Source organism: Streptomyces justiciae, assembly GCF_015163075.1.
Taxonomy (GTDB): domain Bacteria; phylum Actinomycetota; class Actinomycetes; order Streptomycetales; family Streptomycetaceae; genus Streptomyces; species Streptomyces justiciae.
This window is the reverse complement of the sequence record NZ_JADDXU010000004.1, coordinates 29,442-47,976: the sequence shown is the minus strand read 5'-3', so window position 1 is coordinate 47,976 and position 18,535 is coordinate 29,442. Positions and strand designations below refer to the sequence as shown.

Sequence of the window (18,535 nt, the reverse complement as noted above, 5' to 3'; positions counted from 1 at the left end):
CCCCACGGAAGGTGAACCGCGCCATGCTGCTACCGGCCAAGGCCGAAGTCGCCCGGCAACTGCGGCGGTACCGGGCCTGGGAGCGCGTGATGCTCGCCTCCCCCGCCGACCGCACGGTCCGGGCCACCTTCGAGGACTCGGGCTACACCCTCTGCGTGCTCATGGGGAAGCGCTGCGCCCGGGAGGCCGCCGACGCCGCCGAACGCTATCTGCGGATGGGCGTCGTGACCTACCTCCAGGAGCAGGAGGCGCAGCTCTGTGCCACCGCCCCGGTGCACCGGGGGCCGCCGGTGGAGCTCACCCGTTCTCCCGCGGGGAGGTAGATCCCTTCCGGCGCAGCTTGGAACCCCGGCCGGGCCACATGGCCCGGCCCTCGGCACGGCGGAGGCGAGACCCATGAGTGCGAGCGAGACCATCGGCCGTATCCCGGTACGGGACGTCCGGCCTGCCGTCGACGGCGGCCGCAGCCCGGCCAAGGCGGTCGAGGGAGAGACCTTCCAGGTGACTGCCACGGTGTTCCGCGAGGGCCATGACGCGGTCGCCGCGAGCGTCGTCCTCACCGACCCCGAGGGCCGTCCGGGCCCGTGGACGCCGATGCGTGAACTCGCCCCCGGCACCGACCGCTGGGGCGCCGACGTCACTCCCGGCTCGGTGGGTCGCTGGACCTTCCACGTCGAGGCCTGGGGCGACCCGATCGCCACCTGGCGCCGTCACGCCGGCATCAAGATCCCCGCCGGTCTCGACGTCGGCCTCGTACTGGAGGAGGGTGGCGACCTCTACGAGAGGGCGGCCGCCGGGGTGCCCGAGGCCGCCGGGCAGGCGCTGGTGCTGGCCGCGGCGGACGCCCTGCGCGACGACTCGCTGAGCGTCTCGGCCCGGTTGGGGGCGGCGTTGACGCCGGAGGTGGACGCGGTGCTGGCCGCGCACCCGCTGCGGGAGTTCGTCACCGCCTCCGAACCGCTGCCGCTGCTGGTGGAGCGGGAGCGGGCGCTGTACGGGTCCTGGTACGAGTTCTTCCCCCGCTCCGAGGGCACCCCGGAGCGGCCGCACGGCACCTTCCGCACGGCAGCGCGCCGGCTGCCGGCGATCGCCGCGATGGGCTTCGACGTCGTCTACCTGCCGCCGATCCACCCGATCGGGACGACGTTCCGCAAGGGGCCGAACAACACGCTGTCGGCCGGCCCGGACGATGTCGGGGTGCCGTGGGCGATCGGCTCCCCCGAGGGCGGCCACGACGCCATCCACCCGGACCTGGGCACGATCGAGGACTTCGACTACTTCATCCAGGAAGCGGAGAAGCACGGTCTGGAGGTCGCGCTCGACTTCGCGTTGCAGTGCTCCCCGGACCATCCCTGGGTGCAGAAGCATCCCGAGTGGTTCCACCACCGCCCGGACGGCACCATCGCCTATGCGGAGAATCCGCCGAAGAAGTACCAGGACATCTACCCCATCGCCTTCGACGCCGACCTCGACGGCCTGATCGCCGAAACGCTACGGGTGCTGCGGCACTGGATGGACCACGGAGTGCGGATCTTCCGCGTCGACAACCCGCACACCAAACCGGTCGTCTTCTGGCAGCGGGTGATCGCGGACATCAACGCCACCGACCCCGACGTGATCTTCCTGGCCGAAGCCTTCACCCGCCCGGCGATGATGCACACCCTCGGCCAGATCGGCTTCCAGCAGTCCTACACGTACTTCACCTGGCGCAACACCAAGCAGGAGCTCACCGAGTACCTGACCGAGCTGTCGGGGGAGGCGGCCGCCTACATGCGGCCCAACTTCTTCGCCAACACCCCCGACATCCTGCACGCCTACCTCCAGCACGGCGGCCGGCCCGCCTTCGAGGTCCGCGCCGTCCTGGCCGCCACCCTCTCCCCCACCTGGGGCATCTACAGCGGCTACGAACTCTGCGAGAACACCCCCCTGCGCGAGGGCAGCGAGGAATACCTGAACTCGGAGAAATACCAACTCCGCCCCCGCGACTGGGGGACAGCCGACACCATCGCCCCCCTCATCACCCAGCTGAACGAGGTCAGGCGCCACCACCCGGCGCTCCACCGCCTCAGGAACATCCGCTTCCACACCACCGACAACGACGCCGTCATCGCGTACAGCAAGCGCACCGGCTCGGACACGGTGCTGGTGGTCGCCAACCTCGACCCTCACCACACCCAGGAGGCCACGGTCTCGTTGGACATGCGGCAACTCGGCCTGGACGGGAACGCATCCATGTCGGTGCACGACGAACTGACGGGTGAGACCTACCAGTGGGGCAGGAGCAACTATGTGCGCCTGGACCCCGGCCGGGCACCCGCGCACGTGCTCCATGTCCAGCCGTCGGCACCGCAGAGCGGAGGGTCCAGCGCGTCATGACTGTCAACGAGCCCGTCCACGACACCTTCGAGGACACCCCGGCCAAGGACCGGGACCCCGACTGGTTCAAGCGCGCCGTCTTCTACGAGGTGCTCGTCCGCTCCTTCCAGGACAGCAACGGCGACGGTGTCGGCGACCTCAAGGGCCTCACCGCCAAACTCGACTACCTGCAATGGCTCGGCGTCGACTGCCTCTGGCTGCCGCCCTTCTTCAAGTCCCCGCTGCGCGACGGTGGATACGACGTCTCCGACTACACCGCCGTCCTCCCGGAGTTCGGCGACCTCGCCGACTTCGTCGAGTTCGTCGACGCCGCCCACCAGCGCGGCATGCGCGTCATCATCGACTTCGTCATGAACCACACCAGCGACCAGCACCCGTGGTTCCAGGAGTCCCGCAACAACCCCGACGGCCCGTACGGCGACTACTACATGTGGGCGGACGACGACAAGCAGTACGGCGACGCCCGCATCATCTTCGTCGACACCGAGGCCTCCAACTGGACGTACGACCCGGTCCGCCAGCAGTACTTCTTCCACCGCTTCTTCTCCCACCAGCCCGACCTCAACTACGAGAACCCGGCGGTCCAGGAGGAGATCCTGGCGGCCCTGCGCTTCTGGCTGGACCTCGGCATCGACGGCTTCCGACTGGACGCGGTGCCGTACCTGTACCAGCAGGAGGGCACCAACTGCGAGAACCTGCCCGCCACGCACGAGTTCCTCAAGCGCGTGCGCCGCGAGATCGACCTCATGTACCCGGACACGGTGCTGCTGGCGGAGGCGAACCAGTGGCCCGAGGACGTCGTCGACTACTTCGGCGACTACCAGGCCGGCGGCGACGAATGCCACATGGCCTTCCACTTCCCGGTCATGCCCCGCATCTTCATGGCAGTGCGACGCGAGTCCCGCTACCCCGTCTCGGAAATCCTCGCCAAGACCCCCGCGATCCCGTCGAGCTGCCAGTGGGGCATCTTCCTCCGCAACCACGACGAGCTCACCCTCGAAATGGTCACCGACGAGGAACGCGACTACATGTGGGCGGAGTACGCGAAAGACCCGCGGATGCGCGCCAACATCGGCATCCGGCGGCGCCTGGCACCGCTGCTGGACAACGACCGGGACACCATCGAGCTGTTCACCGCCCTGCTGCTGGCCTTGCCCGGTTCGCCGATCCTCTACTACGGCGACGAGATCGGCATGGGCGACAACATCTGGCTCGGCGACCGCGACGCCGTCCGCACCCCCATGCAGTGGACGCCCGACCGCAACGCCGGCTTCTCCACCGCTGATCCGGGCCGGCTCAACCTGCCGATCATCATGGACCCGGTCTACGGGCACCAGGTCACCAACGTCGAGGCGTCGATGGCCTCGCCGTCCTCCCTGCTGCACTGGACCCGCAGGATGATCGAGATCCGCAAACAGAACCCGGCGTTCGGCCTCGGCACCTTCACCGAGCTCCAGTCCTCCAACCCCGCCGTGCTGGCCTTCCTCCGGGAGTACGAGGACGACCTGGTCCTGTGCGTGAACAACTTCTCGCGGTTCGCCCAGCCCACCGAGCTGGACCTCCGTGAGTTCGACGGCCGGCACCCGGTCGAGCTGTTCGGCGGGGTGCGGTTCCCGGCCATCGGTGAACTGCCGTATCTGCTGACCCTCGGCGGGCACGGCTTCTACTGGTTCCGGCTCTCCCGAGTCGCATCCCGCATCGGCCGACGCTCTTGAGCGTGCCGACGAAAGGACGCGTCACCATGCCGAAGACCGCATTCCCGAGCCCGAGCGACACGACCGTCGTGGGGCCCATGGCCTCGCTGGCCGGGCTGCTGCGCGAGTGGCTGCCCCGGCAGCGCTGGTTCGCGGGCAAGGACCGGCCTGTCACGGACCTGGCACTGCTGTCCCTGACGGAGCTGTTCCCGGGCTGTCTGCATCTGCTGGTCCGCACCGGGCACACGCCCGTCCCCGCCCCCGGCGGCACCACGGCGGTGTCCGGGGACTGCTACCAGCTGCTGCTCGGCGTCCGGAAGCATCTGTCGCCGCGGCTCGGCCGGGCGCTGATCGGGCGGGCGGAGTCCGGGCCGCTGGCCGGGCTGACGGTGTTCGACGCGTTGCAGGACCCGCGTTCGGCGCAGCTGCTCCTGGAACGGCTGCGGCATCCGGGCACGGCGGGCCCGCTGCGCTTCGAGGCCGACCCGGCGGTGTCCGTGCCGACCGGGCTGGTGCCGCGGGTGCTGGACGCCGAGCAGTCGAACTCCTCGCTGGTGTACGGCGACGCGTTCATCCTGAAGCTCTTCCGGCGCGTCCAGCCCGGCATCAACCCCGATCTGGAGGTACCGGGCGCGCTGGCCGGGCAGGGCTGCCGTCGGGTGCCCGCGCCCGTGGCCTGGTTCCGGACGACGCATCCGTACGAGGCCACGCTCGGGGTGCTCCAGCCGTTCCTGCCCGACGCCTCCGACGGCTGGACCCTGGCGCTGGAGGCGCTGGCGCGCGGCGACGACTTCACGGCGCAGGCCCGCGAGCTGGGCCAGGCCATGGCGGACGTCCATCTCGCCCTCGCCGCGGCGTTTCCCGTCGAGGCCGTCGCGGCCGACGGGCCCGCCTGCGACCAGAACAGCCGCACGGCGGCCGCGATGACCGAGCGGCTGACGTCCGCCGCGCACTGCGTCCCCGCGCTCCAGCCCTTCGTGCCGCGACTGCGGACGGCGTTCGCCGCCCTGGAGGCCTGCGACGCCGGGCCGCCCGCGCAGCGCATCCACGGCGATCTGCATCTGGGTCAGGTGCTGCGGGCGGGGCGCGAGTGGTTCGTCATCGACTTCGAGGGCGAGCCGTCCCGACCGCTCACCGAGCGCCGCAGTCCGCACTCCCCGGTCCGGGACATCGCCGGCATGCTGCGCTCCTTCGACTACGCCGCCCGGCAGCGCCGCCCCTGGCGCCCGGAGTGGGCGCGCCGCTGCCGGGAGGCCTTCTGCGCCGGCTACGCCGCCCGGGCCGGCTGGGACCCCCGCAAGAAACACGGTCTGCTCCGCGCCTACGAGACGGACCGAGCCGTGTACGAAGTCCTGTACGAGGCCAGACACCGTCCGGACTGGCTCCCGGTACCGATGGCGGCGATCGAGCGACTCGCCGTAAGGGGAGGCTGAAGCCATGGCCCTGCGTGACACCTCACCCCCCGAGGCGGGCGGCCCGGTCCCCTGCCGTGCCGCACCCGCCCTGGACCCCGGCGACCGCGCCCGGCTGCTGGCGGGCGCCCACCACGACCCGCACGCCCTGCTGGGCGCCCATCCGGTGCCCGGCGGGATCGTCTTCCGTGCCCTGCGTCCCTTCGCGCGCGCGGTGAGCGTGGTCGTCGACGGGAAGCGCAGCCGGCTCGTCTCCGAGGGCGACGGCCTCTTCACCGGCGTCCTCCCGCTGGCGGCCATCCCCTCGTACACCCTGCTGGTGGCGTACGAGGAGGACGAGCACGAGGTCCACGACCCGTACCGCTTCCTGCCCGCCCTCGGCGACACCGATCTGCACCTCATCCGTGAGGGCCGCCACGAGGAGCTGTGGAAGGCTCTCGGCGCGGAGCCGATGACCCACCAGGGCGTGACCGGCACCCGGTTCACGGTGTGGGCGCCGAACGCGCAGGGTGTGCGGGTCGCCGGGGACTTCACGTGCTGGGACGGGACGGCGTTCCCGATGCGGTCGCTCGGTGCGGCGGGCGTGTGGGAGCTGTTCCTGCCGGGGATCGGGGAGGGCACGCGGTACAAGTTCGAGATCACCTCCCGGTCGGGCCATCGCTTCCTGAAGGCGGACCCGATGGCCCGGCGCGCCGAGGTCCCGCCGGACACCGCGTCGATCGTCACGGTGTCGCACTACGAGTGGGACGACGCCGAGTGGATGGCCCACCGGGGCGATGTTCCGGTGCACGAGGCGCCGTTCTCCGTGTACGAGGTCCATCTGCCGTCCTGGCGGCCCGGGTTGACGTACCGTCAGCTCGCCGATGAGCTCCCGGCGTACGTCAAGGATCTCGGGTTCACGCACGTCGAGTTGATGCCCGTCGCCCATCACCCCTTCAGCGGTTCCTGGGGCTACCAGGTCACCGGCTTCTACGCCCCGACGGCCCGGCTCGGCTCGCCGGACGACTTCAAGTACCTGGTCGACGCCCTGCACCGGACGGGCATCGGCGTGATCATGGACTGGGTGCCCGCTCATTTCCCCAAGGACGACTGGGCGTTGGGCCGTTTCGACGGGGAGCCGCTGTACGAGCCCGGGGACTGGCGGCGGGCCGAGCATCCGGACTGGGGGACGTACGAGTTCGACTACGGGCGCGTCGAGGTGCGCAACTTCCTCGTCGCCAACGCCGTGTACTGGTGCGAGGAGTTCCACATCGACGGGCTGCGCGTGGACGCGGTCGCCTCGATGCTCTACCTCGACTACTCCCGGGACTCCGGACAGTGGGCGCCCAATGTGTTCGGCGGCCGGGAGGACCTGGACGCGATGGCGTTCCTTCAGGAGATGAACGCGACCGTGTACCGGCGGGTGCCGGGGGTCATGACCATCGCCGAGGAGTCCACCGCCTGGGACGGGGTGACCCGGCCGACCGAGAGCGGCGGGCTGGGCTTCAGGCTGAAGTGGAACATGGGCTGGATGCACGACTCGCTCGGCTACATCCAGCACGAGCCGGTGCACCGCAAGTACCACCACCACGAGATGACGTTCTCGATGGTGTACGCGTACAGCGAGAACTACGTGCTGCCGATCTCCCACGACGAGGTGGTGCACGGCAAGCAGTCCCTGGTGTCGAAGATGCCCGGCGACTGGTGGCAGCAGCGCGCCAACCACCGCGCCTACCTCGGTTTCATGTGGGCCCATCCCGGCAAGCAACTGCTCTTCATGGGGCAGGAGTTCGCCCAGGGCGCGGAGTGGTCCGAGCCCGACGGCCCCGACTGGTGGCTGCTCGATCCCGACTACGGTGCCGAAGCCGATCACCGGGGCGTCCGGGACCTGGTCCGTGACCTCAACGGCCTCTACCGTCACACCCCGGCCCTCTGGCAGCGCGACACCACCCCGGGCGGCTTCCAGTGGGTCGCCGGTGACGCGGCGGACGACAACGTCTTCGCGTTCCTGCGCTACGACGCCCACGGCAACCCGCTCCTCGCCGTGTCCAACTTCTCCCCCGTCGTCCGGCACGACTACCGGCTCGGCGTCCCCGGCGACGTCCCCGCCTGGCGGGAGGTCCTCAACACGGACGCCGGGCGCTACGGCGGGAGCGGGGTCGGCACGTCCGATCCGGTCAAGCCGGAGGACGGTGTCGTCGCGCTCACGCTGCCGCCGCTCGCCACGGTGTGGCTGACGCCCGTGTGATTGGCCGCCGCGTGGGCAGTCGGGGCGTACGGACCCCGTCGTAATGGCAGAAGGGCGGCCCCACGTGCGCACCGTCGGAGTGGAGGAGGAGCTCCTCCTTGTCGACCCGGAGACCGGCGAGCCACGGGCTCTGTCCGCGGCCGTGCTCGCGCGCGCCGCCCTGGACGAGGTGGACGGGGACGTCTTCGAGAAGGAACTGCACACCGAGATGCTGGAGTTCGCCACGCACCCGCAGTCGGGGATGGCGGACCTCGGTGCGGAGATCGTCCGCTGCCGCAAGGAGGCGGCGCGGCTCGCCGAGGGGATCGGCTGCACGGTGGCCGCCCTCGCGACCTCGCCGCTGCCGGTCAGGCCCTCCATCGGGGTGGGCCGCCGCTACCAGTGGATGGCGGAGCACTACGGGATCACCAGCCGGGACCTGGTCCTCGGCTGTCACGTCCATGTGTCCGTGGAGTCCGATGCCGAGGGCGTCGCGGTGATCGACCGGATCCGGCCGTGGCTGTCGGTGCTGTCCGCGATCAGCGCCAACTCGCCGTTCTGGCAGGGCGGGGACACCCGGTACAGCAGCTATCGCAGCCGGGTGTGGCAGCGCTGGCCGTCGGCCGGGCCGACCGAGGTGTTCGGCTCGGCGGAGTGCTATCACCGGCGGGTCGCGGACATGGTCGCCACGGGGGTGCTCCTCGACGAGGCGATGGTCTACTTCGACGCCCGGCTGTCCCGGCGCTATCCGACGGTGGAGATCCGGGTCGCCGACGTCTGTCTGCACGCGTCGTCCGCCGTCCTGGTCGCGACCCTCGCCCGCGCCCTGGTGGAGACCGCGGCCCGCGAGTGGCGGGCGGGGCGGGAGCCGCTGCCGCACAGTGTGAGCCTGCTGCGGCTGGCCGCGTGGCGGGCCGCCCGGTCAGGGCTGACGGAGGAGCTGCTGCATCCGGCGACCATGCGCCGGCTGCCGGCGGAGGCGGTCGTACGGGCGCTGCTGGACCACGTCGGCGAGGCGCTGGCCGAGACCGGTGACCTCGACTGTGCGCGGGAGGCCTGTGCGGAGCTGCTGCGGACAGGCAACGGGGCGCGGGTCCAGCGGGAGCTGATGGAGCGGACCGGGAGTCTGCGCGAGGTCGTCAGGGAGTGCGCGCGCCGCACCCAGACGTAGGAACCCGGCGGCGCGTCCCTCGATAACGCCGAGATCAACAAACCGGCGCTCCTTGTCGAATCCGGACACCGACCGCTCCCGCCTGGGCTAGATTCAGGCACCGCCGATAACGGTTCTCATCGGTGGAGTCACACCCCGTACACATCAGGAGCAGCGCATGCGCGACGTCGCCCTCGCTCCCCCGTCCGTCTCCCCGCTGACCGGCGGGCTCGCCGACAGCGTCTTCGAGTCGGCGGACCGCAACCCCACCCTGCCGATGCTCGCGCGCCGCTCCGGTCCCTCCGCCCCGTGGGAGGAAGTGACCGCCGTGGAGGTGCGGGACGAGGTGGTGGACCTGGCCAAGGGGCTGGTGGCCTCCGGGATCGCGCCGGGGAACCGCGTGGCGATCATGGCGCGCACCCGGTACGAGTGGACGGTGCTCAGCCATGCCCTGTGGGCGGTGGGCGCCGAGGTCGTGCCGATCTATCCCACGTCGTCGCGCGACCAGGTGGAGTGGATCCTCCGGGACGCGGGCTGCGTCGGCGTGGTCGTCGAGGACGAACAGAGCGTGATGACGGTCGGGTCGGTGTGCGCCTCGCTGCCCCGGCTTCGGCACGTCTGGCAGTTGGACACGGGAGCGCTGGAACAGCTCGTGGAACGGGGTGAGTTCATTCCGTTCACGACGGTGGAGTCGCTGCGCCGCATCGTGCTGCCGGACTCCACCGCGGCGGTCGTCTACACGTCCGGCACCTCCGGCCGGCCGCAGGGCTGCGCGGTGAGCCACCGGGGCCTGGCGAGCGCCTGCGACGTCCTGCTGGAGGGCTGGGGGCACACGGTGGTGCCGCCCGGCGGCCAGGGCAGCGTCCTCGCCTTCCTGCCCTTCTCCCATGTGTACGGCCTGCTGGTGCAGAGCCTGTGCATCCGCGGCGGCATGCTGATGGGCCACGAGCCGGATCTGAGCCCCGAGACGCTGTCGGCGTCCCTGCTGTCGTTCCGGCCCACGTACTTCTGCGGTGTGCCGTCGCTCTTCGAGAAGATCTACAAGAACTTCCTGCGGATGGCCCAGCAGGCGGGCCGCGGCGCCCTGTTCGAGCGGGCCGCGGAGACGGCCCGGGACTTCGCGGCGGCCGTCGAACGCCATCGGCTGGGCCTGGGACCGGGCCCCGGCCTGGACCTGCGGCTCCAGCACGCGCTGTACGAGCGGACGGTGTACCGCAGGCTGCGGGCCGCACTGGGCGGCCGGGTACTGCGCGCCGCCTCGGGCGGGTCGCCGCTGGGCCGTGAACTCTGTCTGTTCTACGAAGGCATCGGCCTCTACGTGAACGACGCCTACGGGCTGACCGAGACCAGCGGCGGCATCACGGCCCAGCCGGTGGGCCGGGAGAAGTCCGGCACCGTCGGCCAGGCCCTGCCGGGCACCGACATCCGGGTGGCCGACGACGGGGAGATCCTGGTGCGCGGCCCCTCGGTGTTCCAGGGGTACATCAACGACGAGGCCGCCACCCGGGCGGCGCTGGGCAGCGGCTGGCTGGCCACCGGAGACCTGGGCTACCTCGACCCCGAGGGCTATCTGACGATCACCGGCCGCAAGAAGGACGTCGTCATCACCAGCGGCGGCAAGAGCGTGGCCCCGGCCTTCCTGGAGCAGCGGCTGCGGATGCACCCGCTCATCCACCAGGCGGTCCTGGTCGGCGACAACCGGCCCTGCATCGGGGCCCTGATCACCCTGGACCCGGACTTCCTGACCCACTGGCGCGGCGCGCTCGCGCTGCCGGGGGACGCGCCGAGCCGGGAGGCGCGTGAGGAGAACGCGCTGCGGGAGGAGATCGGGCGGGCGGTCGCCGCGGCGAACAGCTCCGTGTCCCGTTCGGAGTCCATCCGCGTCTTCCGGGTGCTGCCGGAGCCCTTCGACCGCACCAGCGCGCTGCTCACGCCGTCGATGAAACTGCGCCGGGACGCGATCGTCGAGCACTACGCTTTCGAGATCGACGCGATGTACCAGGCCCGCTCGCACGGCACCCGGCAGCGGCTGCCCGAGGAGCCGGCCGGCTGGGAGGACTCGGACAACGTCTTCCGGTGACAGTGGGTCCCGTGGGTCCGATTGACCTCGGCGTCCCCGGGAACTCGCACAAGCGCCGACGTCGAAGGACGCTGGAAGAAGGACATGGCCGATGAACTCGTAGGGACGACCTAGTGGCCTCCGTGGAGATCCCGAGCCGCACCACGAGCTTCCCGGGAGAGCCGCAGAGTGTGACAGGTGCCCGGCTCGCCGCGGAGGACTTCCTGTATGTCCTCGCCGATGTCTGCCCGCCGGGCGCGCCCGAGTACTGGCACGACATCCTGCTGGTCGTCACCGAGCTGGCGGCCAACGCGGTGCAGTACGCGCCCGGGGAGTTCTCCCTGACCATGCGGCGGACCTTCGACGGTGTGCACGTGACGCTGCACGACTCCAACCCCACTCCGCCGGCCCCGCGGCCCTTCCACCCGCGCACCGGCGGTGGCGGCGTCGGCTGGCATCTGATCCATGCCCTGTGCGAGCAGGTGAGCGTCGTTCCGGAAGAGGACGGCAAGGACGTGCATGTGTTCCTGCCCTGGTGACTCACATGACTTTCACTCGCATCCGGTGCACTCGCGCACCAGTGCGGGCATGGTGGTGCACAACGCGTTCGTCTGCCTGCCGCACCCGGCTGGCGGAACGGCTTCGGGCACGGTGGGATCGGTGGGATGGGCAGCAGCGATCCAGGGCAGACGAACGTCGTTCGACTCGGACCGCCGGAGCCGCAGAAGGGAAGAAAGACCGTGACACGACCCAGGATTCTGGTGGTTGGCGCAGGCTTCGCCGGCGTGGAGTGTGTACGCCGGCTGGAACGCAAACTCGGTGCCGACGAGGCCGACGTCACGCTGGTGACGCCGTTCGCCTATCAGCTCTACCTTCCGCTGCTCCCCCAGGTGGCCTCCGGGGTGCTGACACCCCAGTCGATCGCCGTGTCGCTGCGGCGGAGCAAGAAGTACCGCACCCGGATCATCCCGGGCGGCGCGATCGGCGTGGACCTCAAGGCGAAGGTGTGCGTGATCCGCACCATCACCGACGAGATCGTCGACGAGCCGTACGACTACATCGTGCTGGCGCCGGGCAGTGTGACCCGCACGTTCGACATCCCCGGGCTCACGGACAACGCGTTCGGCATGAAGACCCTGGCCGAGGCCGCCTACATCCGCGACCACGTCATCTCGCAGCTCGACCTCGCCGACGCCAGCCACGACGAGGCGGAGCGCGCCGCGCGGCTGCAGTTCGTGGTCGTCGGCGGCGGATACGCGGGCACCGAGACCGCGGCCTGTCTGCAGAAGCTCACCCACGCCGCCGTCAAGCGCTACCCGCGCATCGACCCGGCCCTCATCAAGTGGCATCTGATCGACATCGCCCCGAAGCTGATGCCCGAGCTGGGTGACAAGCTGGGCAGCACCGCGCAGAACATCCTCACCAAGCGCGGCATCGAGATCTCCCTCGGCACGTCCATCGCCAAGGCGGGCCCGGAGGAGGTCACCTTCACCGACGGCCGGGTGGTGCCGACGCGCACCCTGATCTGGACGGCGGGTGTCGTGGCGAGCCCGCTCATCTCGACGCTGGGGGCCGAGACGCTCCGCGGGCGGCTCGTGGTCGGCGCGGACATGAAGATGCCGGGCCAGGACGGGGTGTTCGCGCTCGGCGACTCCGCCGCGGTCCCGGACGAGGCCAAGGGCGAGGAGGGCGCGATCTGCCCGCCGACCGCGCAGCACGCGATGCGGCAGGGCAAGCACGTCGCGGACAACGTCATCGCCACGCTGCGGGGCGGGGCGACGACGCCGTATACCCACAAGGACCTCGGTCTCGTCGTCGACCTCGGTGGCAGGGACGCCGTGTCCAAGCCGCTGGGCATCGAACTGCGGGGCCTGCCCGCCCAGTTCGCGGCCCGCGGCTACCACTGGGCGGCGCTGCGCACCAACGTGGCCAAGGTCCGCGTCGCCACCAACTGGACGCTGAACGCGATCGCCGGTGACGATTTCGTCCGCACGGGCTTCCAGGCCCGCAGGGCGGCCAAGCTCAAGGACTTCGAGTACACGAACGCGTACCTGACACCGGAACAGGTACGCGCCCACGTGGACGGAACGGAGCGGCAGGACTAGGCCCACCCGGCGGAGGAGGTCTCGGGCAACGGGCAGGGCGCGGGTGAGCGTGAGCGGGGTCCGGCGGGTGCGCGTGCGGGACATTGTCGTGGCGTCCGATCCTGGGCTGCTGCGGCTGACCGCCGGGCTGCGGACCGTGGGGGCCATCGCGCTGACGCTCGCCGTGCTCGCCCCGTCGGGCACCGATGTGCGGCATCTGGTGGCGGGGGCGATCGCGGCGATGGTCGCCACCTTCGCCGTCCGGGACAAGGAGCGTGCCGCGCAGGCCGGCACCCTCGCGCTGGGGCTGCCGGTCGCGCTGGCCGCCGTCACGCTGGCGGCGCTGCTCAGCTCCCGGGTCGTCGCCGGTGACCTGTTCTTCGTCGCGCTCATCTTCTGCGCGGTCTACGGGCGGCGGTTCGGCGACCGGGGCACCGCGCTCGGGCTGATCGGGTTCCAGGTGTACTTCCTGTCCCTGTTCGTCGGCGCGACGGTGTCCGGACTTCCTTCGCTGTACGGGGCGATCGGCGTCGCCTTCGCGAGCAGCGCCCTGGTGCGTTTCGCCCTCGTGCCGGAGACGCCCGCGGGGACGCTGGAGCGGCTGCGGTCCGCCTTCCGCGCCCGGTTGGCCCAGCTGGTGACCGCGCAGCTCGAACTGCTCGACGCGGGCCCGGAGGACGTCGACAAGGCCCTGGAGCACGTACGGGAGGGCACCGCCCGGCTGCACGACACCGCGCTGATGATCCAGGGCCGGCTGGAGGCCGGGACCGCCGACGAGAGCGTGGCCCGGCTCGTGCAGCGGCGGGTGGCGGACGCCGAGGTGGCCGCCGAGCGGCTGGGCCTGTTGCTGCTGACTGCGCGCAGCGCCGAGCGGGCTGACACGCTGGCCCTGCATCTGCCGGGCGCGGCCGTGCCCGCGGGTGGGCTGCTGCCGGTGCGGGACAAGGCGACCGACCTGCTGCGCCGGGATCTGGAGGCGCTGCGGCTGCTCGTCCTGCGGCCGGTGTCCGCGGGGCACGGCACCGCGCTGTCGCACGTCCGCAACCGGCTGCTCGGCTACCGGGACGAGGAGAACCTGCCGGTCGCCCCGCCCGCCGTCCAGGACGTCTTCCGGGGCATCGGCGAGACCGCCCGCGCGGTGCTGGGGCTGCGGGTCGCCCTCGACGGGCCGCAGGACGAGTCGGACGACAGCCCCGCCACGGCCCGCTCGCGGGAGGAGCTGGACGCCGAGGACGCGGCCATCGACGCGGGCGAGGAAGGGGCGGAGGAGGAGCTCACGGGGTTGCGGCGGCCGACGACCCGGGCGGCCGTGCAGGTGGCGGTGGGGTCGTCGCTGGCCATCGTGGGCGGGGAGCTGCTGTCCAGTCAGCGCTGGTACTGGGCGGTGCTGACCTGCTGGATCGTGTTCATCAACACCGCCTCCACGGGCGAGATCCTGGTCAAGGGCTACCGGCGGCTGGTCGGCACGGTCCTCGGGGTGGTGGCGGGCATCGGGCTGGCGGCGCTGGTCGGGCACCACACCTGGACGGCATTCGCGCTGGTGCTGGTGTGCGTGTTTTTGATGTTCTACACAGCCCCGTTGTCGTACACGCTGATGTCGTTCTTCGTGACCGCCGCGCTGGGGCTGCTCTACACGCTGCTGCACACCTACAGCTTCTCGGTGCTCGTGCTGCGGATCGAGGAGACGGCGCTCGGGGCGGCGTGCGGAGTACTGGCCGCGGCGTTGGTGCTGCCCGTACGGACGGACCGCCGTACCAACGATCTACTGGTCGCCGTGCTGGACCGGCTCGCGGACGTCACCGAGACGGCCGTGGACCAGCTCAGCGGCGGCCCGCCGGCCGATCTGCTGGACCAGGCGCGCGACCTGGACCAGGCGCTGGCCGACCTGCGCGCCGCCACCCAGCCGCTCACGCATCCCGTCACCCCGCTGCGGGCCCGGCGGGACACGGCGCGGTACGTCGTGGCCCTGCTGGAGACCTGCGCCTACCAGGCGCGGGCCCTGGCCGCGACCGCGGAACTCCTGCCGACGCATCCCTCGATCGCGGCGGACCCACGCCTGCGCGGCGCCGGACAGCGCATCCTGCGCAACATCCGCGCCATCGCCGCCCACGTCGCCGACGAGCACTCCACCAACGAGGTCAGCACCGGCCCGAGCATCGCCGCCCTGCTGGAGACCGGCGGCCCCGGCACACCCCGCTTCGGCCGGGTCACGGACCGGGTACTGCGGCATCTGGGCCGCCTGGACGAGGGGGTGGTGGGCCTGGCACGCCCACTACGGGTACCGGTGGCCCGCCCGCAGGCGTGAGGCCGGTGAACCTCACACCTGCGGGCGGGCCACGAACCTGAATCCGGCGGGACCCACACCTGCTGCGGATGCCGGGACGGCCCGGCCACAAGCCCGAATCCGGTGGGGCCCCACGCCTCCCGCAGAGGCCGGAGTCGCCCGGCCGCAAGCTCCAATCCGGCGGACCTCACACCCGCCACAGATGCCAGGACGGCCCGGCCGCGAGCCTGAGACCGGAGGCCCCACACCTGCCGCGGACGCCCTCTCCCCCGGCCACAAACCCGAGTCCCGTGCGCCTCACACCTAGCCGCAGATGCCAGTACCCGCCCGTCCCCCTCAATCCGGTCGGTCTCACACCCTGCGCCACCTCGCCATCGCGAACGAGAACAGGCCGAACAGCACCAGCCCGGCCGCCACGCATGCCAGCAGCCACGGGCCCAGTGGGGTGTCGGCGAAGGTGCGGAGGGTGTCGTCGAGGCCCTTGGCCTTGTCGGGGTCGTAGTCGACCGCGGCGCTTACGGCGAAGGCTCCGGCCGTCGCGAAGACCAGGCCGCGTGCCGCGCCTCCGCCGACGCCCGTCACGTCCACCAGCCGCCGCGTCCGTGGGGACATCTCGCCGCGTTTGAACTCGTCCTGGTACGCCCGCATGACCGCCCGGGCCCCGATCCACACCCCCGCCACGGCGACCCCGGCCCCGGCCAGCGCCACGATCCACTGGCCGGCAGGCAGCTCCAGGGCCTTCGCGGTGACGTCCTTGGACTGCTTGTCGCTCGACCGCTTGCCGCCCCCGCCCGAGCCGGCCGCGAACGACAGCACGGAGTAGGCGACGAAGCCGTAGAAGACGAACCGGGTCAGCGCCAGCAGCCGTTTCTTCACCGTACGGCCCTCCGGGCCCACCGAGCCGAACACCGCCTCGGACAGCCGCCACAGGGCCATGCCGACGAGTCCGGCGCCCAGCGCCCACAGCAGGACGGCGCCGAAGGGCTTGTCGGACAGCTCGGCGAGGGCGCCGCCGCGGTCCGCCTGGCGTTCTCCGTCGCCGAAGGCGATCTGGAGCGCCAGCGCACCGACGAGCAGGTAGATCACACCGCGGGCGACGAGCCCCGCGCGGGCCGCGCCTTCCGTCACGGAGCCGCGGGCCGCGCGTTCGGCGTCCATGCGACCGTCGCGGGCGATGGCAGTCGTATTCATCTCGGCCTCCCGCCCTCCGAATGCCCAGGTCGCGGCCCGGCACACCCCGGCGGACCCGGGTTCACACCGAGACCCGCTCGCCCAGCGCCTCGGCCCGGACCCGGGCACAGCTGCGGCTGATCAGCCGGGAGACGTGCATCTGCGAGATGCCGAGCTGGTCGGCGATGCGGCTCTGCGTCATGTCCTCGAAGAACCGCATGTAGAGGATGGCGCGTTCTCGCTCGGGCAGCCTGCTCAGGCCCGCCTTGACGGACTCGCGGTCGACCACGACGTCGTAGGAGGAGTCGGAGCCGCCCAGGGTGTCGGCGAGGCTGTATCCGTCGTCGCCGGTGGAGAGTTCGGCGTCCAGGGACAGCGCGCTGTAGCTCTCCAGCGCCTCCAGCCCCGCGGTGACCTCGTCCTCGGTCAGGCCGGTGTGGGCGGCGAGGTCGGCCGGGGTGGGTTCGGGGCTGCCCGGGGTCTGGGTGAGCTCGCGGCGGGCCACCCGCACCTTGTTGCGCAGTTCCTGCACCCGGCGGGGCACCCGCAGCGCCCACATCCGGTCCCGGAAGTGCCGTTTGACCTCGCCGGTGATGGTGGGGACGGCGTAGCTCTCGAAGGCGCCGCGTTCGGGGTCGAAGCGGTCGACGGCCTTGACGAGTCCGAGGGCGGCGACCTGCCGCAGGTCCTCGAGGGACTCGCCGCGTTCGCGGAACCGGCCGGCGATGCGGTGGGCCATGGGGAGCCAGGCGGTGACGAGTTCGTCGCGGACGGCGTCCCGCTCGGGGCCGTCCTCCAGGGCGGCCAGGCGGGCGAAGAGCGTCGCGGTGTCGGGGGCGTCGTCGTGCCGCCGCCGGGGTGCCGCAGCCGAGGTATCGGGCAGGCCGGGACGGCTTGTCGATTTATCGATAAGCATGCGGTATCGCTCCTGACGGATGGTTTCAGGGACTTGGCCGCGGGAGGAGCGCTGCCCGGACACCCGGAGGGCCCGGGAGCAGCACTGTCGCTCCCATCGGCGCGCCTCCGGTCCGAAGCACGACTGTGCGTCTGCCCTGCCGCCGGGGGAGCAAACTCCGCTTCGCGACGGAAGACAGACGTCGTGTCAGGACAGGGGCACGACCGCGGTGATGCACTTGCCTCCGGAGGCGAGGCCGGTGACCCGGACGTCGCGTGCCAGCCGGCAGACGATCGGCCAGCCGTGGCCGCCCACCCGCCATCGGCCGTGCGGGTCGACGGGTTCCTCGGTCACCGGGAGCGCGTCGCTGCGGTCGCTGACGGAGACCCGTACGCCGGGCTCCTCGACGTCGACGCGGAAGTCGGTGATCCCGCCGCCGTGCAGGATGGCGTTGGTGGTGAGTTCGGAGGCGACGAGCAGCGCGTCGGCCACGGACTCCCGGTCGCAGGAGGTGCCGGTGGCCCGGCAGCGGTCGGCGACGGCCCACTCCACGGCCCGGCGGGCCTCGGCGGGCTTGCACGGGCAGTGCAGCCGACAGCGGCCGGTCGTGGACGGGTCGCGCGGGGCCGCCGACGGCGGGCTGCCCGAGGTCACCCGTCCGGTGCCGGATGCCGACGATTCGGGGGCGGTTTCGGTCCTGTGCTCCCTACACATGGTGTGGGCTCCCTGAACGGTTTCGGCACGAGCCGGACCCTTGCGTGGTCCGGGCCACCGCGATCGGACGGACTCTCACCGGCCGGGCACACGGCCGGCGGGTCGCAGCGGAGCTGTCTCACGCTGCGTGAGCACCGCAGGTCTCTTCTCTTCGGCTGACCCCTGTGGGCCCCCTCAAACCTCGATCGCGGGGGTCATCCGGGAGCCGAGGCGGGGTACCCGGGGCGCATGACGGATGTCGTGGACTCAGACGAGCTGTTGCGGCGTATCCAGCGGGCCCGGGCCTGCGCCTTGCAGGAGCAGCGGGCCTGGCGGACCCGGGGCGAGGATCTGCGGCCGACCGATCCGGACGGCGCGCGGGACGCCGGTGTGCGGACACTGGCGTTCGAGGCCGTCGTCAGGGTGCTGGACGAGATCCTGACGCCGGGCAAGCGGGCCGGGGCCTGAGACGGACGGTCGCGATTGGCCGTCGGGCTCACGGGAACCCGGGA

The 18,535-nt window shown here is 71.6% G+C and carries 14 protein-coding genes; 11 read left to right on the top strand and 3 right to left on the bottom strand.

Annotated elements, in window-relative coordinates:
• Positions 1 to 23: 23 nt before the first annotated feature.
• The 10 genes from IQ210_RS12590 to IQ210_RS12545 all read left to right on the top strand — a co-directional run bounded on the left by IQ210_RS12590 (position 24) and on the right by IQ210_RS12545 (position 15,286).
• Positions 24 to 323, top strand: a complete 300-nt coding sequence (locus tag IQ210_RS12590; RefSeq protein ID WP_194079030.1) for a DUF5133 domain-containing protein — start codon at positions 24 to 26, stop codon at positions 321 to 323.
• Positions 324 to 396: 73 nt separating this feature from the next.
• Positions 397 to 2,376, top strand: coding sequence for an alpha-1,4-glucan--maltose-1-phosphate maltosyltransferase (locus IQ210_RS12585; RefSeq protein ID WP_194079029.1), 1,980 nt, complete (start codon positions 397 to 399; stop codon positions 2,374 to 2,376).
• Positions 2,373 to 4,091, top strand: coding sequence for a maltose alpha-D-glucosyltransferase (treS, locus tag IQ210_RS12580; protein WP_194079028.1), 1,719 nt, complete (start codon positions 2,373 to 2,375; stop codon positions 4,089 to 4,091). The genes IQ210_RS12585 and treS overlap by 4 nt, the downstream gene beginning before the upstream one ends.
• 26 nt (positions 4,092 to 4,117) lie before the next feature.
• Positions 4,118 to 5,503 carry a maltokinase N-terminal cap-like domain-containing protein gene (locus tag IQ210_RS12575; protein ID WP_194079027.1) on the top strand — a complete coding sequence of 462 codons (1,386 nt, stop codon included), beginning with the start codon at positions 4,118 to 4,120 and terminating at the stop codon, positions 5,501 to 5,503.
• 4 nt (positions 5,504 to 5,507) lie between these two features.
• On the top strand, positions 5,508 to 7,709 hold the full coding sequence (glgB, locus tag IQ210_RS12570; protein WP_194079026.1) for a 1,4-alpha-glucan branching enzyme: 2,202 nt from the start codon (positions 5,508 to 5,510) through the stop codon (positions 7,707 to 7,709).
• A 64-nt stretch (positions 7,710 to 7,773) separates the two neighbouring features.
• Positions 7,774 to 8,859, top strand: a complete 1,086-nt coding sequence (locus IQ210_RS12565) for a glutamate--cysteine ligase 2 (RefSeq protein ID WP_194079025.1) — start codon at positions 7,774 to 7,776, stop codon at positions 8,857 to 8,859.
• A 157-nt stretch (positions 8,860 to 9,016) separates the two neighbouring features.
• Positions 9,017 to 10,918, top strand: coding sequence for an AMP-dependent synthetase/ligase (locus IQ210_RS12560; RefSeq protein WP_194079024.1), 1,902 nt, complete (start codon positions 9,017 to 9,019; stop codon positions 10,916 to 10,918).
• Between the two features lie 113 nt (positions 10,919 to 11,031).
• Positions 11,032 to 11,436: an ATP-binding protein gene (locus tag IQ210_RS12555; protein WP_194079023.1), complete on the top strand. Its 405-nt coding sequence runs from the start codon at positions 11,032 to 11,034 to the stop codon at positions 11,434 to 11,436.
• A 222-nt stretch (positions 11,437 to 11,658) separates the two neighbouring features.
• Positions 11,659 to 13,002, top strand: coding sequence for an NAD(P)/FAD-dependent oxidoreductase (locus IQ210_RS12550; RefSeq protein ID WP_194079529.1), 1,344 nt, complete (start codon positions 11,659 to 11,661; stop codon positions 13,000 to 13,002).
• 73 nt (positions 13,003 to 13,075) lie between these two features.
• Positions 13,076 to 15,286 carry an FUSC family protein gene (locus IQ210_RS12545; protein ID WP_194079022.1) on the top strand — a complete coding sequence of 737 codons (2,211 nt, stop codon included), beginning with the start codon at positions 13,076 to 13,078 and terminating at the stop codon, positions 15,284 to 15,286.
• 330 nt (positions 15,287 to 15,616) lie between these two features.
• Here the strand turns inward: IQ210_RS12545 and IQ210_RS12540 are convergent, their stop codons facing one another.
• The 3 genes from IQ210_RS12540 to IQ210_RS12530 form a co-directional block, all read right to left on the bottom strand.
• Positions 15,617 to 16,456 carry a DUF1206 domain-containing protein gene (locus IQ210_RS12540; RefSeq protein WP_194079021.1) on the bottom strand — a complete coding sequence of 280 codons (840 nt, stop codon included), beginning with the start codon at positions 16,454 to 16,456 and terminating at the stop codon, positions 15,617 to 15,619.
• Positions 16,457 to 16,517: 61 nt separating this feature from the next.
• Positions 16,518 to 17,351, bottom strand: coding sequence for a SigB/SigF/SigG family RNA polymerase sigma factor (locus IQ210_RS12535; RefSeq protein WP_194079020.1), 834 nt, complete (start codon positions 17,349 to 17,351; stop codon positions 16,518 to 16,520).
• 186 nt (positions 17,352 to 17,537) lie between these two features.
• The gene (locus IQ210_RS12530; protein ID WP_194079019.1) at positions 17,538 to 18,044 is read right to left on the bottom strand and encodes an ATP-binding protein; all 507 of its coding nucleotides are present in this window, start codon (positions 18,042 to 18,044) and stop codon (positions 17,538 to 17,540) included.
• A 228-nt stretch (positions 18,045 to 18,272) separates the two neighbouring features.
• Between IQ210_RS12530 and IQ210_RS12525 the strand changes: the two genes are divergently transcribed.
• The gene (locus tag IQ210_RS12525) at positions 18,273 to 18,491 is read left to right on the top strand and encodes a hypothetical protein (protein WP_194079018.1); all 219 of its coding nucleotides are present in this window, start codon (positions 18,273 to 18,275) and stop codon (positions 18,489 to 18,491) included.
• The last annotated feature ends 44 nt before the right edge of the window (positions 18,492 to 18,535 follow it).

Coding starts and splice junctions, on each gene's coding strand:
- IQ210_RS12590 (WP_194079030.1), top strand. CDS start 24: ATGCTGCTACCGGCCAAGGCCGAAGTCGCCCGGCAACTGCGGCGGTAC.
- IQ210_RS12585 (WP_194079029.1), top strand. CDS start 397: ATGAGTGCGAGCGAGACCATCGGCCGTATCCCGGTACGGGACGTCCGG.
- treS (WP_194079028.1), top strand. CDS start 2,373: ATGACTGTCAACGAGCCCGTCCACGACACCTTCGAGGACACCCCGGCC.
- IQ210_RS12575 (WP_194079027.1), top strand. CDS start 4,118: ATGCCGAAGACCGCATTCCCGAGCCCGAGCGACACGACCGTCGTGGGG.
- glgB (WP_194079026.1), top strand. CDS start 5,508: ATGGCCCTGCGTGACACCTCACCCCCCGAGGCGGGCGGCCCGGTCCCC.
- IQ210_RS12560 (WP_194079024.1), top strand. CDS start 9,017: ATGCGCGACGTCGCCCTCGCTCCCCCGTCCGTCTCCCCGCTGACCGGC.
- IQ210_RS12540 (WP_194079021.1), bottom strand. CDS start 16,456: ATGAATACGACTGCCATCGCCCGCGACGGTCGCATGGACGCCGAACGC.
- IQ210_RS12535 (WP_194079020.1), bottom strand. CDS start 17,351: ATGCTTATCGATAAATCGACAAGCCGTCCCGGCCTGCCCGATACCTCG.
- IQ210_RS12530 (WP_194079019.1), bottom strand. CDS start 18,044: ATGTGTAGGGAGCACAGGACCGAAACCGCCCCCGAATCGTCGGCATCC.
- IQ210_RS12525 (WP_194079018.1), top strand. CDS start 18,273: ATGACGGATGTCGTGGACTCAGACGAGCTGTTGCGGCGTATCCAGCGG.